The 13,913-nt window shown below is 57.4% G+C and carries 13 protein-coding genes and 1 pseudogene; 6 read left to right on the forward strand and 8 right to left on the reverse strand.

All coding sequences use genetic code 11. The features are described from left to right. Positions 1 to 231: 231 nt before the first annotated feature. A complete protein-coding gene (locus tag C6P64_RS07395) occupies positions 232 to 2,709 on the forward strand; it encodes a toll/interleukin-1 receptor domain-containing protein (protein WP_079382309.1) in 2,478 nt (825 codons plus the stop codon). 123 nt (positions 2,710 to 2,832) lie between these two features. Here the strand turns inward: C6P64_RS07395 and C6P64_RS07400 are convergent, their stop codons facing one another. The 3 genes from C6P64_RS07400 to C6P64_RS07415 form a co-directional block, all read right to left on the reverse strand. Then, positions 2,833 to 4,002 carry a PDDEXK nuclease domain-containing protein gene (locus C6P64_RS07400; protein WP_034074309.1) on the reverse strand — a complete coding sequence of 390 codons (1,170 nt, stop codon included), beginning with the start codon at positions 4,000 to 4,002 and terminating at the stop codon, positions 2,833 to 2,835. Further along, the gene (locus C6P64_RS07405) at positions 3,999 to 5,198 is read right to left on the reverse strand and encodes a tyrosine-type recombinase/integrase (RefSeq protein WP_034074310.1); all 1,200 of its coding nucleotides are present in this window, start codon (positions 5,196 to 5,198) and stop codon (positions 3,999 to 4,001) included. Before C6P64_RS07405 ends, C6P64_RS07400 begins: the two co-directional genes overlap by 4 nt. A gap of 693 nt (positions 5,199 to 5,891) precedes the next feature. Further along, positions 5,892 to 6,254 (reverse strand): rhodanese-like domain-containing protein, encoded by a 363-nt coding sequence (locus C6P64_RS07415; protein ID WP_105747913.1) that lies wholly within the window; start codon positions 6,252 to 6,254, stop codon positions 5,892 to 5,894. A 233-nt stretch (positions 6,255 to 6,487) separates the two neighbouring features. On the opposite strand from C6P64_RS07415, the gene C6P64_RS07420 reads away from it, so the two are divergent. Continuing rightward, complete coding sequence (locus C6P64_RS07420; RefSeq protein ID WP_425436740.1) at positions 6,488 to 7,462, forward strand: cytochrome-c peroxidase; 975 nt, start codon at positions 6,488 to 6,490, stop codon at positions 7,460 to 7,462. Positions 7,463 to 7,520: 58 nt separating this feature from the next. Then, positions 7,521 to 7,820 (forward strand): high-potential iron-sulfur protein, encoded by a 300-nt coding sequence (locus C6P64_RS07425; RefSeq protein WP_105747931.1) that lies wholly within the window; start codon positions 7,521 to 7,523, stop codon positions 7,818 to 7,820. 122 nt (positions 7,821 to 7,942) lie between these two features. Here C6P64_RS07425 and C6P64_RS07430 read toward each other — a convergent pair whose 3' ends face one another. Genes C6P64_RS07430 through C6P64_RS07440 form a run of 3 tightly spaced genes read right to left on the reverse strand, consistent with a single transcriptional unit; the run spans position 7,943 to position 9,973 of the window. Beyond that, complete coding sequence (locus C6P64_RS07430) at positions 7,943 to 8,398, reverse strand: ferritin-like domain-containing protein (RefSeq protein ID WP_105747915.1); 456 nt, start codon at positions 8,396 to 8,398, stop codon at positions 7,943 to 7,945. A gap of 34 nt (positions 8,399 to 8,432) precedes the next feature. Further along, positions 8,433 to 9,647 carry a DUF2325 domain-containing protein gene (locus C6P64_RS07435; RefSeq protein ID WP_105747916.1) on the reverse strand — a complete coding sequence of 405 codons (1,215 nt, stop codon included), beginning with the start codon at positions 9,645 to 9,647 and terminating at the stop codon, positions 8,433 to 8,435. A 14-nt stretch (positions 9,648 to 9,661) separates the two neighbouring features. Next, the gene (locus C6P64_RS07440) at positions 9,662 to 9,973 is read right to left on the reverse strand and encodes a hypothetical protein (protein WP_245911660.1); all 312 of its coding nucleotides are present in this window, start codon (positions 9,971 to 9,973) and stop codon (positions 9,662 to 9,664) included. A gap of 65 nt (positions 9,974 to 10,038) precedes the next feature. Here C6P64_RS07440 and C6P64_RS17930 point away from each other — a divergent pair, with 65 nt between their 5' ends. Further along, positions 10,039 to 10,320, forward strand: coding sequence for a hypothetical protein (locus C6P64_RS17930; RefSeq protein WP_146115884.1), 282 nt, complete (start codon positions 10,039 to 10,041; stop codon positions 10,318 to 10,320). A 39-nt stretch (positions 10,321 to 10,359) separates the two neighbouring features. On the opposite strand, the gene C6P64_RS07445 is transcribed toward C6P64_RS17930, so the two are convergent. Further along, on the reverse strand, positions 10,360 to 11,070 hold the full coding sequence (locus C6P64_RS07445) for a class I SAM-dependent methyltransferase (RefSeq protein WP_105747918.1): 711 nt from the start codon (positions 11,068 to 11,070) through the stop codon (positions 10,360 to 10,362). A gap of 80 nt (positions 11,071 to 11,150) precedes the next feature. Between C6P64_RS07445 and C6P64_RS18175 the strand changes: the two genes are divergently transcribed. Beyond that, positions 11,151 to 11,306, forward strand: a complete 156-nt coding sequence (locus C6P64_RS18175; RefSeq protein ID WP_170073059.1) for a hypothetical protein — start codon at positions 11,151 to 11,153, stop codon at positions 11,304 to 11,306. A gap of 27 nt (positions 11,307 to 11,333) precedes the next feature. Here the strand turns inward: C6P64_RS18175 and C6P64_RS07450 are convergent, their stop codons facing one another. Continuing rightward, complete coding sequence (locus C6P64_RS07450) at positions 11,334 to 11,828, reverse strand: Dps family protein (protein WP_105747919.1); 495 nt, start codon at positions 11,826 to 11,828, stop codon at positions 11,334 to 11,336. A gap of 178 nt (positions 11,829 to 12,006) precedes the next feature. Between C6P64_RS07450 and katG the strand changes: the two are divergent. After that, a pseudogene (gene katG, locus C6P64_RS07455) lies at positions 12,007 to 13,893 on the forward strand (catalase/peroxidase HPI); the annotation flags it as partial. Positions 13,894 to 13,913 lie beyond the last annotated feature (20 nt).

The raw sequence follows: 13,913 nt of genomic DNA on the forward strand, positions 1-13,913 counted from the left end.
GCCGGGCCGCAGGCGTCAGGGATGTGGAAGGCTGGCGAATGCCAGTCCTGTCAGGGATGAGCGAACAGCGAACCTGGAGCAGCGTGGTCCGCGAAGCGGAGACGCAAGGAGGCACTTGACTTATTATTTCATCTGTATAGGCAATCTGCCACTGAGCAACAGCGTGTGTTCAACATACACGCAAAAATGAAGCTTCCGGTATAAAAATATTTCTCAGAAAATGGTTCGATAATGAAAGTTTTTCTCTCACACAGCAGCAAAGACAAAGAGTCCTATGTTCGGCTGGTCGCAGACAAAATAGGAAACGGAAACTATGTTCTTGACGAACGAACATTTGAAGATGGGGAAATAACCAAGGATGAAATAATCAAGGGCATAGATGAAAGTGAGATGTTCGCTTTTTTTATATCCAACACCGCTTTGGATTCAAAATGGGTGAAGTCTGAGATTGATCGGGCGGAAATTAGGCTAAACTCTGAGCAGCTTAAAAAAATATATCCAATAATAATTGACCAGTCGATTAAGTATGATGATCCTAGAATTCCAATTTTTCTAAAGGAACATTACAACCTAAAGCTAATTACTCGCCCAACTGTCGCTGCCAGACGCATTAAGTCAAAACTTCGCGAGCTTTACTGGCAGAAAAGCCCAGAGCATAAAAAAAGGCAAACTATTTTTGTAGGTAGAAATGAAATTCTCTCAGATTTTGAGAATCGAATGGATGACATTGATTTTCCAAAGCCTGCGTGCGTCATTGCTTCAGGAATCTCAAAAATAGGTCGATCAAAATTAGTGGCTAGAGCGCTCGCAAAGTCGAACATCGTGGCCGATAATTTTTCCCCCGCCAAGATAATATTAGATCGGGTGGATAGCATTGAAGATTTGATAATTAAAATCATTGACACGGGTCTGACTTGCAATGACAGGAATCTTGCAGCCGATTTGCTAGAAAAACCAGTCTCTGAAAAAGAAAAAATCCTTGCTGAATTGCTGCGACAAATACATGATGCGCGCGAGGTGTTGTTTATAGAAGATAATGGTTGCTTAGTTGATTACACCCGCCAACCAATTTCATGGCTGATGAACTCTTTGGAGATGCTTGGAAACATTGGATCGCCAGCCGTTTGCATTTCCGCTCGTTATCGAGTAGATCGACGAGCAGTGAGGGGCAGGCCATTAATTTACACCATTGAGGTACCTGAACTTAATCCAAAAGAGCGATCCGGCCTTCTAAGAAGAATCTTGGAGCTATATGAAATTAATCTTGATCCGGATGACTTTAAGTATTTTTCAGAACAACTCAAAGGGTTTCCTGAGGAAGTATATTATTGCGCCGACCTAATAACAGATCTAGGCGTAGCACAGGCAAAAAAAGAAACCCATCAAATCACAGAATTTAATGAAGAAAGAGCATCGTTGCTACTTAGAAAGTACGAAGGAAATAGCGATGTTCTTGATTTTATATATTTACTATCAGAATTTGAATTTATTGGCGTCAGCTTTCTTTATGAGATTGTCGATGAGGAACAGTATGGGCCAATTTTAGAGGATCTGATTACACACCTAATATGCGATTACATAGGTAGTGAGAAAGATTACGTCAGGCTGAATGATGCTATCAGGGATTTTGTTAAGAGAAATAGGCTTTCTTTAAGGGGGGATCTGCGGAATAAGCTTCGCGATCATGTGCAAAGCTTCATAAGAGACACAGAAAAATTTGATCGTGATGCTGCTGATTTTTTCTATTCAATAAAAGAAGCGTTGGCTAGCGGGAAGCATATTGACGACAAATTCTTAGCCCCTTCTCATATTCTTAGAACAATCAAAGAGCTTTATCAAAAAAGAGAAAATCTCAAGCGAGTTATTGAATTGGCCGACATGCTCCTAGGCAAAGAAGGCTCGCTTGACCCTCGAGTGAGCAACGACGCCAGATACTATCTTTGCCTCAGCTTAGCCCGGCAAAAAGATAAGCGCCTTCTTAAAGAGGTTCAGAAAATAGACGGGGCTGAACATGATTTTGTTCTTGGATACTATTATCGGCTTTGCGGCCGACACACAGATGCCATTGAACGCCTATCCAAACTTGTAGATACACCCTACATATCTTCTCGCGCCAAACGAGAGTTGGTTCAGGTTTATCTCTACATTGAAGAATATGAGAAAGCACTGGGCATGGCAAAGGACAACTATGAACTCAACAAAGGCAATCAGTTCTTTATTCAGTCCTACCTTAATTGCTTGCTCAACAATGAAAACTGCATTTCCAATAAAGATTTGATATCTCGGTTAATTGGTGAGCTGGATGAAATAAAATCCCAACAATCCATTGAGATGACTTTTATAGCCAAAGCGCAATATTCATCAAAGATTGAGCACAAGAAAACGCCCGCATACAATTATATTGATGATGCACTAGGATTGGATCAAGATTCAACTTACCCATTGCTGGCAAGGTTTGACATCTCTTTGAGGCATTTCGATTTGCCAGTTATGGAGTCCACCCTATCTGAGCTTCAAAGGGTGGCACAAAAGCGAACAATTTCACAGAACACAATATTTAAAAACAAAGCGTACTATTTGGCTGCAAAAGGGGATCTCCCAGAGGCATATAGAGTGCTAGAAACCAGTCTTCAGAATTACCCTGGTGAAACTATCCAACGCCTAAAACAGAAGCTCCTTGACGTCTCAGAAAGAAAGCCTGATCTTTAATGTGCTATTGCAAAAAGCGTTGGCGCCTATAGCCCTGATGCTCTAATGCAAGCTATCAATTTTTGGTTCAAAAACTTTTCTGCACATCACCCCAAAGAGTAATCGGTCGCCTCGTAATATGAATTACGACCGATCTCGTTTGGGGGATGGTATTCTGCGAGATTCGAGCAGACGCCGCGTGTTCTCCAGCTCTTTTTGCAGCAATTCGGCATCCGGCAGTACTGTCCGGTAGTTGGCCGCCATTACCTTGGTCGGCAAGCCATCCAACGCATACCGTGCTAGGGCATGGCCCTTGTCCGCGCACAGGATCAGGCCCACCGGCGGGTTCTCGTCCGGGTAAGCCCAATGCGCCTTGGCATAGTTGCAGTACATATGCATCTGCCCCACATCGGCATGGGTCAGGCTGCCCAGCTTCAAGTCAATGATGACCAGGCAGCGTAGCTTGCGATGGAAGAACAGCAGATCCACCCGATACCAAGTCTGGTCGATGCGCAAGCGCCGCTGCCGCCCGACGAAGGTGAAGCCTTCTCCCAGTTCCAGCAGGAAGTCTTCCAGACGCTGGATCAATGCCGCCTCCAGGTCGGATTCCGAATACTCGTCCTTGAGGTCGAGGAACTCCAGCACATACGGGTCTTTGATCGCGTCATTGGGCGTGACGGCGTCCTCGGGTCTGGCCACCGAACCCTTGACCAGCATCGCCGCCTTATCCTTTGACAAGGCCGTGCGCTCGTAGAACTGGCTTCCAATCTGCCGGTCGAGCTGGCGCACGCTCCAACCGCCGCGCAACGCCTCGGCCTCGTAGAACTGGCGAGCATGGTCATCTTTGACCGACAGCAGCCGGACATAGGCCGACCACGGCAACGTGAAGGTCTGAGCCAGTTCGAAGAGATCGAATTTCCGAGACACTGTCTGGGATTTCTCGGCTGGCGACTCATTTCCCAATTTCCCAGACACTGTCTGGGAAATCTGGGGCTGGGAGTATGCGAGGAAAAAACGCCGCATACTCTCCAGGTTGTTGACACCGAACCCGCGCCCGAATCGGGCCGTCAAATCGGCGGACAAGCGCGCCATCAACTGCTCGCCGTAACCAGCCCGCCGCCTGCCTTTCTGCTCGGCTTCGACGATTCGGCGGCCAATCTCCCAATAGCTGGCCGTCATCAACGCATTGACACTGCGTGCCGCAGCTTGGCGCGTCGCATCCAGCAGTTCCACGATGCCGCTGTGGATGCCGGCGTAGCCGGCCGGCAAGACGGCGGGTTTTTTCCCCGCCGCCGGAAGCGTCTTCTTGCTCATGCTGCTGCCCCCTCGGCACGCCGCGCACCCGTGATCGTCTTGCGCCGGTTCGCCACCAGTTCCGCCGCCTGGCGCACCGGGTCATCCTCGGTGTGGACGTAGCGCATGAACATCGCCACGGTCTTGTGCGCGGTCAGCGCCATGCCGACCTTCACCGGGATGCCCGAGTTGGCAATGTCGGTGGCCGAGCGGTGGCGGATGCCGTGCGTTCCTACATGCGTTGCACCCGCCGCCTTGAGCACGCGGCTCCAGCCGTTGTAATACTCGCCCGTGGTCAGGTGCTGCCCTGGATGGCTTGGCGACGGCAGGACGTGGGGGCAGTCTTCCCGCCGTGGTGCCGTCGAGAGCAGCCGGTGGGCTTCCTCGCTTAAGGGCTTCGACATGCCGCCGGTCTTGCTGTCCGGCCAGACTACCCGCCGGTTCTCCAGATCGACCCAATCCCATTGCAGGCCGACGATTTCGGAGCGGCGGCCAGCGAACTCGAACTGCAAGCGGATCGCCAGGGGAATCACGTAGTTCTCCAGCCCCTCCGCCTCCAGCTTGTCGAGGTGGCGGAAGATCCGCCCCATGTCCTCGTCGCTGATGAGGTGGGTGGCTTTGCCGTTGGGGTACATCGGGACATGGCGGCATGGGTTCGTGCCGTCGGAACGGTAGCCCCACACTTCGGCCAGGTTGAACATCCGGCGCATAACGCCGAACGTGCGGTTCGCGTCGGCGGGCTTGTGGGCCATCTTTTTCATCATCCCGGCGATGTCCGGGCGCTTCACGTCTCGGACTTTCAGCCGGCCAATCATCGGGATGATGTTGCGGTCGATGACGCTCTGGTAGCCTTTCTGCGTGCTGGGCTTGTTGCGCTGCTTGGAGTAGTCCTCCATGAACTTCGCGCACAGCTCTTTGACCGTCGGTGCCGTGCGCGCCTCGGCCTTGTCCGCTGCTGGATCGCCGCCCCGGCGCACTTGGGCCAGCCATTCCTGGGCCAGCGAGCGGGCCTGCTCGACGGTCAGTTCCCCGTACTGGCCCAGCGCGGGCTTGCGGCGCTCGCCAGCATTCGTGCGGTACTGGAGCATGAAGACCTTGCGACCGGCAGGCGTGATCTTGCACAGGAAGCCGGGAACAAGGGTGTCGCGCAGCTCGATGGGTTGCGCCGAGGGTTGCGCCGCATCGACTGCGGACTTGGTGAGTTTGATCTTGGCCATAGCTGACTCCTTGGAGAGACCCGATTCCAGGAGCCTCTTGGGAGCCAAGCGGACGGAAGCCGGGTCAAGTTTCGGAAAGCACCGGCATAGGATGAACTCACGTAAGTTATTGATAAACCTGCAACAACGGGCTGTGGCGTAGTCCAGCGAAGTTCGGTGCTGGAGTCATGGTGAAATAAAAAAAGCCCGTCCGGCAGGACGGACCAAATCAGCACCACGGGCAACTCTGCTCAAGTCGGTCTGAACGCGGGCTCAGGCCCGCGCGGACTGATCCTCGCTAATCAATCCGCTGGGACGCTAGGGTTGGGAGAACCCTTGGCGACGCCGACCGGCAAGCAACACGGATACATACAGATCCCTACGGCCACCAAGACCTTAGGCCTGATCGAGCGATGCGTGTTCTTGGCATATTCCGGCTGGTCGCTGCGGTTGGAGGCCTGATTGGCCAGCCCGGGACAAAGGGCACGGCAGTGACTGCTGCGGCGACAACACCGACAGCGTCGGTTGCAGCCAGCCAGCGCCGACGCTCGGGATCGCCCGGCAGCTTGGCCTACTGGAACATATGCACTATCTAGAAATTAACTCATAAAATCAATAACTTGAAGTGAGTTTACTCTCCAGTCGAGGATGAGCAGTCGCTGACTGGCAGCAAGCACTGACAGCCGCCAAATAGCCGGTTAGCGGCTGACAATCTCATGCGCCAGGCCCATGGCGTAGGAAATTGCGCCAGACACCTATGTTGTAGACCTGCGCATAGCCGTTCTTTTTCAGGAGGAGACTGGCCATGCCGCTGCGCGTCCCGCTGGCACAGCCCAGGACGACCGGCTTTGCTCTGGGGATTTCGTCCAGTCGCGCTGCCAGTTCCTGCAAGGGGATGTTGAAGGTGCCAGGCGCACTGGCATGGGCGAATTCCGCAACGGTCCGGACATCGACTAGAGTCGCGCCTTGCTCCAGCAGCCGAGGCAGCATGGCCGTGACGCGACGGGCGCGCCACCACTTGTAGCCGAACCAGGCGGCGACAACCAGCAGTGGCCAGTATTCCTTGAGATAGTTCATGCGCAGAATCAGAGGTGTTGGACGACAACGATTACGCCAGAGACTTTTCAGGCTGAAGGCCAGGACTGATAGTATTTCTTAATACAAACGATAGATTTCCCCTAATACCCCCCTCTGTATAGTTTGATCCAGGTCAAATAGTTCTTCAGTACTAGGGCCTACCCTTGGTTCAGTTTCGAATCGCAACCAAGGAGAAGAAAATGAATATCAAAGCAAGGGCATTGGCAGGTGCCATGATGGCAGCCGGTACTGTGGTAATTGCCGGCTACGCCGTGGGCCAGACCCAGGAGCCTATCACCCCGATCCAGCCGCCCAAGCAGATCAACCTTGGCATGTCGGAACTTGGCAAGAAGCTGTTCTTCGATCCGCGCCTGTCCAAGTCGGGCTTCATCTCCTGCAACTCCTGCCACAACCTCTCGATGGGAGGCTCGGACAACCTGCAGACCTCGATCGGCGACAAGTGGCAGCAAGGACCGATCAACTCGCCGACCGTGCTGAACTCCAGCCTGAACCTGGCTCAGTTCTGGGACGGTCGTGCCGCCGACCTCAAGGAACAGGCTGGTGGCCCGATCGCCAACCCGGGCGAAATGGCCTTCAGCCACACCCTGGCGGTCGATCTGCTGGGTTCGATCCCTGCCTACCAGCGCGAGTTCAAACAGGTATTCGGCAAGGACAAGGTAGACATCGACCAAGTGACGCTAGCCATTGCCGAGTTCGAGAAGACCCTGGTCACGCCCAACGCGCGCTTCGACCAGTGGCTGCTGGGCAAGCAGGACGCGCTGAGCAAGGATGAACTGGACGGCTACAAACTGTTCAAGGAAAGCGGCTGCGTCGGCTGCCACAACGGCGAGGCCGTTGGCGGCAACTCGTTCCAGAAGATGGGTCTGGTCGAGCCCTACAAGGGCAACGAGAAGGCCGAGGGCCGCTCGGCCGTGACCGGCAAGGATGCCGACCGCTTCAACTACAAGGTGCCAACCCTGCGTAACGTCGAGCTGACCTACCCCTACTTCCACGACGGCGCGGCCAACACCCTGACCGAGGCGGTCGACGTGATGGGCCGGATCCAGCTCGGCAAGAAGTTCACCCAGGACGAGAACGCCAAGATCGTTGCCTTCCTCAAGACCCTGACCGGCGATCAGCCCAGCTTCCAGCTGCCCATCCTGCCGCCGTCGGCCGACAACACCCCGCGCCCGACGCCATTCAAGTAAATCAGGAAACCGGCCAGGCTCACGTCTGGCCATGAATCACCACTTTCTGGAGTTCAATATGCAAAGCAACCGTCGCGTATTCATGATGCAACTGGCCACCGCTACCGGCGCGCTGGCACTGGCCTCGCAGGCCCAGGCCCAGGCCATGCTTGACGAGGCATCGGCCCAGGCCGCCGCCCTGAACTACAAGGCTGACGCCACCAAGGTCAGCAACGCCAAGTACGCCAAGGGCCAGAACTGCTCCAACTGCGCGCTCTACCAGGGTGCGGCCGGCTCCAAGGCTGGCGGCTGCCCTCTGTTTGCCGGCAAGCAAGTGGCAGCGGCAGGCTGGTGCAGCGCCTACGCCAAGAAGGGCTGATCCAGCCAAGCCAGAAAAGCGACCCACCCCCTGGGTCGTTTTTTTGTTGATGAATGGAGCACCTCAACAGGAGATGCCCTATCCTGCCGACACGGATTGCTGATCAGTCCAGCGTCTGCATTTCACCCCTTGAAGGCCGCAGTATCGCCGGGGCGGCGCAGCATCTTGTTGACTTCGTCCTGATGCAGCTCCTCGCTGACGATCATCTCGCGCGCATACTCCTCAAGCAACACCGAGTGACCTTCAACGATCTTCAGCAGGTCATAGTAGGCGGCCAAGGCACCCTTCTCGTGCTCCATGCTCTCGTGAAGGATGTCTCCGATGTCATGCTGCTCAGTTTCCAGCAAGGGACCGATCTTCAGCGAGGGATGCCCGCCCAGCAAGGTCACCAGCTCACCGGCCTTGTGGGCGTGTGCCAGGCTCTCGTCGGCGTTGCCCTTCAACCAGGACACGATCGGAATCCGGTTGTAGCCATACACCATCAGCGAGTAGTGGGTGTACTTGACTACGCCTGCCAGTTCGAGTTCCATGATGCGGTTGAGGGCAGCAATGGCTGCCTGGGTTTTCAGTTCGTCCATGATGGGCTCCTGTGAGGATAATGAATACAGAAAGTCAAATCTCGGTGATTTCCCTGGCCATTTCAGTATCGGCCACTTGCTGCAGCGAGCGGGTCAGCGATGAAGTGCTGGGGTTCTCGACGAAGACGCATTGCTTGCCGGTTCGCTTGCAGAAATCCTTGACCCGCCAGTAGGCGTTGTGGCTGATGCAGCCAGTCTGGCAGATCACCAGGTCGGCTGCGGCCAGCAGGTTGTCGAGCGCGCCCTGCTTGTTTTCCAGGCCACCGTCATGATGGGCGAAATGACCGCCGGCACGCTCGATCACGTCACGGTAGTTGGCCACATTCCCGTTGCGGCCACCGACACAGAGAATGGTCTTTCTACTCAGGTGGAAAGTGATCGGTACCTCCTGGAGGACGGGCTCGGCGCGTTCGCTCAGCTGGGCTGTTACCTCTTCCTGCTGCCGCAAGCTCAGGGCACGCTGTGCCTCGACGAGTTGCTCGCGCAACTGAGCGTTCAGCGCCTCCAGCTCGGCCTGCCGCGACATGAGCTGCTCGAGCTTCTTGCGCAGTCTCGAAGCATCCTCGTAATCGGGCAGAAATGCCTTGAGCTGCTCCAGGTCCTGCAACAGGCAGGCGATGCGGGACTCCTTGCCAATCGCCAGCCCGCGCTGCCGCACCAGCTGCGCGTTGAGCTGGTCGATTTCGGCGGACTTTTCCGCAATCACCCGGGAACAGCGCTCCTGCACCCGGCCCAGTTCCCGAGCCAGCACGCCATGCTCCCGGGCCAGCTCGTTGAACTTGCTGATGTCGACCCGGATGGCTGCTCCGGCCTGATGCTGCAGCATGTGCATATCGCGCAACACCACTTCTTGCAAGATGTCATCGCAGCGCGGATGGGTCAGCGCGGCCCAGAATGCACCCGAGACATCGCCGCGGCGCACCGCGGCCGCCCACAGTTCTGCCACCTCCCTGGCGGACTTGGCGACCCTGAACGCCTTCACCGTGCTGGCATAGCGCGTCTCGAGGTCTTTCTGCAACAGTTCCGACAAGCGGTTTCTCACGGTGCATTCGGCTACCGCGCCGACATGGACCTCGTAGTCGTCCGCGACAGCCTTGCCGCCCAGAGCCTTGTTGACCAGCTGGCGCAAGGTGGCAAGCGGAAAGCACACCCCCACCACCGGACAGTGGCACTGGTGCGGCAGATCCCAGAGTCGTCGACGGCGCGAGCCTGTCGATGCCGGCACATTGCTGGAGCACTGCTCACACATGCTTGGCTCCCGCTTTAGTGGACCATGGCCGGCTGCCGCTCTGCGGGCAGCTTGTCACGCAGCACAACCGCCTGCAGACGTTGCTGCGCCTGCATCACCATCACAGCCAGTGCCTGAAAGGCCTTTTCCTCCAGCCGGACCGACAGACAGTCGAGCGAAAGGTGCACCACCCCGCAGTCGGGACAGACAGACACCTGACCGACCGGACTGCGAGAAAGCAAGGCGTGTTGGCAGGCTTGAGACATGTCAGTGTTTTTCATGCTGATCGGCGCAGTAGTGAAGACATGACCACATAATAAATGAGAATCATTCTCATGTGAATTCATGGCATAACTTTTTCTTCTGTCTCACTCGACGATCCTCGCACCAACGACAAACAGGACATGCCTGCTTGTTCCAGCCTTGCGGCGGCGATGCGGACCGTCATGCCAAGCCGGTGCAAGGCCAGCGACCCGAAACCCTGTCACAGCCGGGTCAACTGCTGGCCGGACTGACTGATGCCAGAGACAAGATCAAGCAACATCAAGCTCGCAACTCATCGCATCCTGCCCCGAAACCAACAGGCTTCGCCTTGCTGGTGCATGGTTGGGTAGCCAGTGGTGGCCAGTTGCAAGCGCATTGCACGCAGAGGACCGGGGTGCAATTGCGCGCCGAGCCGGGCCTGCAGCCTTGAGATCTGGCGCATGCGAGCCTGTCCAAGTGGGTCAGTGCTTCAGTTGCCTGTGCGGCGCAGCAGCCGGACATGCATCGGACGCACGAACCGGGCACCCGCTGGGTTCATGTGCGGCTCGAATGCAGAGCGCACAAGAGCGACCACGGCATCGTTCAGGTCGTGCTGGGCAAAGCTGGGCCGCATCATGCGCTGCTCGAACTCGTCGAAGTCGCGATAGCTCACAGCCTGGGCAAAGCGGCGCTCGGTCACCGTTTCCCACTGACCTGTCGTGGCCAGCGCTTCGTCGAGGGCAGCCTGTGCCGCCGCTCGCACCACGCCTTCGTCATTGAACAGCCTAACCACCTCGTTGAGGGCGCCATCGTAGATCGGCTCCGACACGTACAGGTAGCCGCCCGGCTTGAGCACCCGGGCCACTTCGGACAAGGCCTGGGCCAGCAGCGACACGGGCACGTGATGCAGCGACTTGAGCATCAGCGCCAGGTCGAAGCTGGCCGCTGGGAAGGGGATGTCCTGAGCACCGGCAGACAGAAAGTCCAGCCCAGCTTGCGGCTGGGCCAGGTTCTTGGCGTGCTGGACGGCATCCACCTCCAGTCCCGTGACATGGCAGGCTGGAAAACGTTGCAGCAGACTGCGCGCCAGGCGAGCGTTGCCGCAGCCAAGCTCGATGACCTGCTGCCCTGACAGTGGCACCAGTTCGTTGAGCAAGTCCAGTTCGTCCGGCTGCAGAGGAAGTTGGTCAACTGAATACATATGGATTGGCTGCGGCTTCATGGCTGATGATGGCTTGATCGTACCCCCATCTGTATGTTGCAGACTTGCCCCGTAGGGGCTTGCGACTCCGGCTGACCATCGGCTACTACAAGTGGATCAAGAAGACCCCTCTCGTGGCAGCCATGATCACGGGTGGCAAGACCACTGCCTTGTTGCAGCCGGCCTCCCAGGACGGACTGGCGCAGCGCATCCTGGCCCTGGCACCGTGGCGATAGCGGCCTTCGTCGCGTCCTTGGGATCCATTACTCTTCCAGCAGGCTGCGCAGCATCCAGGCAGTCTTCTCGTGGACATCGATGCGCTGGGTCAGGACGTCAGCGGTCGGCTGGTCGTTGGCCGCGTCCACCACGGGGAAGAGCTTGCGCGCCGTGCGGGCGGCGGCCTCCTGCGCCGCCACCAGATGGCGGATCATGTCGGTAGCCTTGGGCACACCCTCGACCTCCTCGATGGAAGCGAGCTTGACGAATTCCTTGTAGGTGCCGGGCGCCGGGAAGCCCAGCGCACGGATGCGCTCGGCGATGATGTCCAGGGCGTTCCACTGCTCGGTGTACTGGGTCATGAACATGTTGTGCAGGCTGTTGAACTGCGGCCCGGTGACGTTCCAGTGGAAGTTGTGCGTCATCAGGTACAGCGTGTAGCTATCGGCCAGCAGTGCCGACAGACCTTCAGCGATCTTCTGGCGGTCAGCTTCCGAGATGCCGATATCCATGGCCATGGGCTTGACTTTCTTTGCTTTCATGATGCTTCCTTTCGTGGAAATTGAATAACTGTAACCGAGAATCATTCAATATTTTCCCGCCAGCATGCTTTCATGGCTATAGTGGCCAAGGCGGACACAAACCCTGGTATCTGCTACCGCCTTGCCAAGCAAGGCGAACCACGGTTTTTTCCCACCCATGCAATACAAGGAGCGAGAGATGGAAAACAAGCAAGCCAGTTCTGCTGGCCAATGCCCGGTCATGCACGGCGGCGTGACCTCTGCGAGCATGACGAACATGGACTGGTGGCCCAAGGCCCTGAACCTCGACATCCTGCACCAGCACGACAGCAAGACCAATCCGCTGGGCGCTGGCTTCAACTACCGCGAAGAGGTCAAGAAGCTCGACGTCGAGGCGCTGAAGAAAGATCTCAAGGACCTGATGACCGAGAGCCAGGACTGGTGGCCGGCCGACTGGGGTCACTACGGCGGGTTGATGATCCGCATGGCCTGGCACTCCGCCGGCACCTACCGCATCGCCGACGGCCGTGGTGGCGCCGGCACTGGCAACCAGCGATTTGCCCCCATCAACTCCTGGCCCGACAACGCCAACCTGGACAAGGCACGCCGCCTGCTGTGGCCGATCAAGAAAAAGTACGGCAACAAGCTCAGCTGGGCCGACCTCATCATCCTTGCGGGCAACATGGCCTACGAGTCGATGGGTCTGAAGACCTTCGGCTTTGCCTTTGGCCGCGAAGACATCTGGCATCCGGAAAAAGACACCTACTGGGGCTCCGAGAAGGAGTGGCTCGCCCCCAGCGGCAGCAAGGGCAGCCGCTACTCTGGCGAACGTGACCTGGAGAACCCGCTCGCCGCCGTCATGATGGGTCTGATCTACGTCAACCCGGAAGGCGTCGACGGCAAGCCCGATCCGCTCAAGACTGCCCATGATGTACGCGTGACCTTCGAACGCATGGCCATGAACGACGAGGAGACCGTGGCACTGACCGCTGGCGGCCATACCGTCGGCAAGTGTCATGGCAACGGCAACGCCGCAAACCTGGGCCCTGCCCCGGAAGGCGCCGAGCTGGAAGAACAAGGCCTGGGCTGGCAGAACCACACCACGCGCGGCATCGGCCGCAACACGGTGACCAGTGGCATCGAGGGTGCCTGGACCACCCACCCGACGAAATGGGACAACGGCTATTTCGACCTACTGCTGGGTTATGACTGGGAACTCAAGAAGAGCCCAGCTGGTGCCTGGCAATGGGAGCCAATCAACATCCGCGAGGAAGACAAGCCCGTGGATGTGGAAGACCCCTCGATCCGCTACAACCCCATCATGACCGACGCCGACATGGCGATGAAGATGGACCCCGAGTACCGCAAGATCTCGGAGCGCTTCCATCAGGACCCGGCCTACTTCTCGGAAGTCTTCGGGCGCGCCTGGTTCAAGCTGACCCATCGCGACATGGGACCCAAGGCACGCTACCTCGGCCCGGACGTGCCTGCTGAAGACCTGATCTGGCAGGACCCAGTACCCACAGGTCGCACCGACTACGATCTAGCCGCCGTCAAGACGAAGATCGCTACCGCTGGCCTGTCGATTGCCGACATGGTCAGCACCGCCTGGGACAGCGCCCGCACCTTCCGCGGTTCCGACAAGCGCGGTGGCGCCAATGGCGCCCGCATCCGCCTCGCGCCGCAGAAGGACTGGGAGGGCAACGAACCGGCCCGTCTGGCCAGGGTGCTGGCGGTCTACGAGAAGATCGCTGCCGACACCGGTGCCAGCATCGCCGACGTCATCGTGCTGGCGGGTAACGTCGGCATCGAACAGGCTGCCAAGGCGGCAGGCGTTGCCGTGACCGTGCCTTTTGCGCCGGGTCGGGGCGACGCAAGCGCCGAAATGACCGACGCCGAATCGTTTGACGTGCTCGAGAGCCTGGCCGATGGCTTCCGCAACTGGCTCAAGAAGGACTACGTGGTCAGCGCCGAAGAGCTGCTGCTCGACCGCGCCCAGCTGCTTCGGCTGACGGCCTGCGAGATGACCGCTCTGGTCGGTGGCATGCGCGTGCTCGGCACCAACCATGGCGGTAGCCAGCATGGTGCGTAACTATTCAGCCCCCC

Source organism: Malikia granosa (assembly GCF_002980595.1).
GTDB lineage: Bacteria > Pseudomonadota > Gammaproteobacteria > Burkholderiales > Burkholderiaceae_C > Malikia > Malikia granosa.

Coding starts and splice junctions, on each gene's coding strand:
- C6P64_RS07400 (WP_034074309.1), bottom strand. CDS start 4,002: ATGAGCAAGAAGACGCTTCCGGCGGCGGGGAAAAAACCCGCCGTCTTG.
- C6P64_RS07440 (WP_245911660.1), bottom strand. CDS start 9,973: ATGAATTCACATGAGAATGATTCTCATTTATTATGTGGTCATGTCTTC.
- C6P64_RS07395 (WP_079382309.1), top strand. CDS start 232: ATGAAAGTTTTTCTCTCACACAGCAGCAAAGACAAAGAGTCCTATGTT.
- C6P64_RS07450 (WP_105747919.1), bottom strand. CDS start 11,828: ATGAAAGCAAAGAAAGTCAAGCCCATGGCCATGGATATCGGCATCTCG.
- C6P64_RS07415 (WP_105747913.1), bottom strand. CDS start 6,254: ATGAACTATCTCAAGGAATACTGGCCACTGCTGGTTGTCGCCGCCTGG.
- C6P64_RS07425 (WP_105747931.1), top strand. CDS start 7,521: ATGCAAAGCAACCGTCGCGTATTCATGATGCAACTGGCCACCGCTACC.
- C6P64_RS07420 (WP_425436740.1), top strand. CDS start 6,488: ATGATGGCAGCCGGTACTGTGGTAATTGCCGGCTACGCCGTGGGCCAG.
- C6P64_RS07405 (WP_034074310.1), bottom strand. CDS start 5,198: ATGGCCAAGATCAAACTCACCAAGTCCGCAGTCGATGCGGCGCAACCC.
- C6P64_RS07430 (WP_105747915.1), bottom strand. CDS start 8,398: ATGGACGAACTGAAAACCCAGGCAGCCATTGCTGCCCTCAACCGCATC.
- C6P64_RS07445 (WP_105747918.1), bottom strand. CDS start 11,070: ATGTATTCAGTTGACCAACTTCCTCTGCAGCCGGACGAACTGGACTTG.
- C6P64_RS07435 (WP_105747916.1), bottom strand. CDS start 9,647: ATGTGTGAGCAGTGCTCCAGCAATGTGCCGGCATCGACAGGCTCGCGC.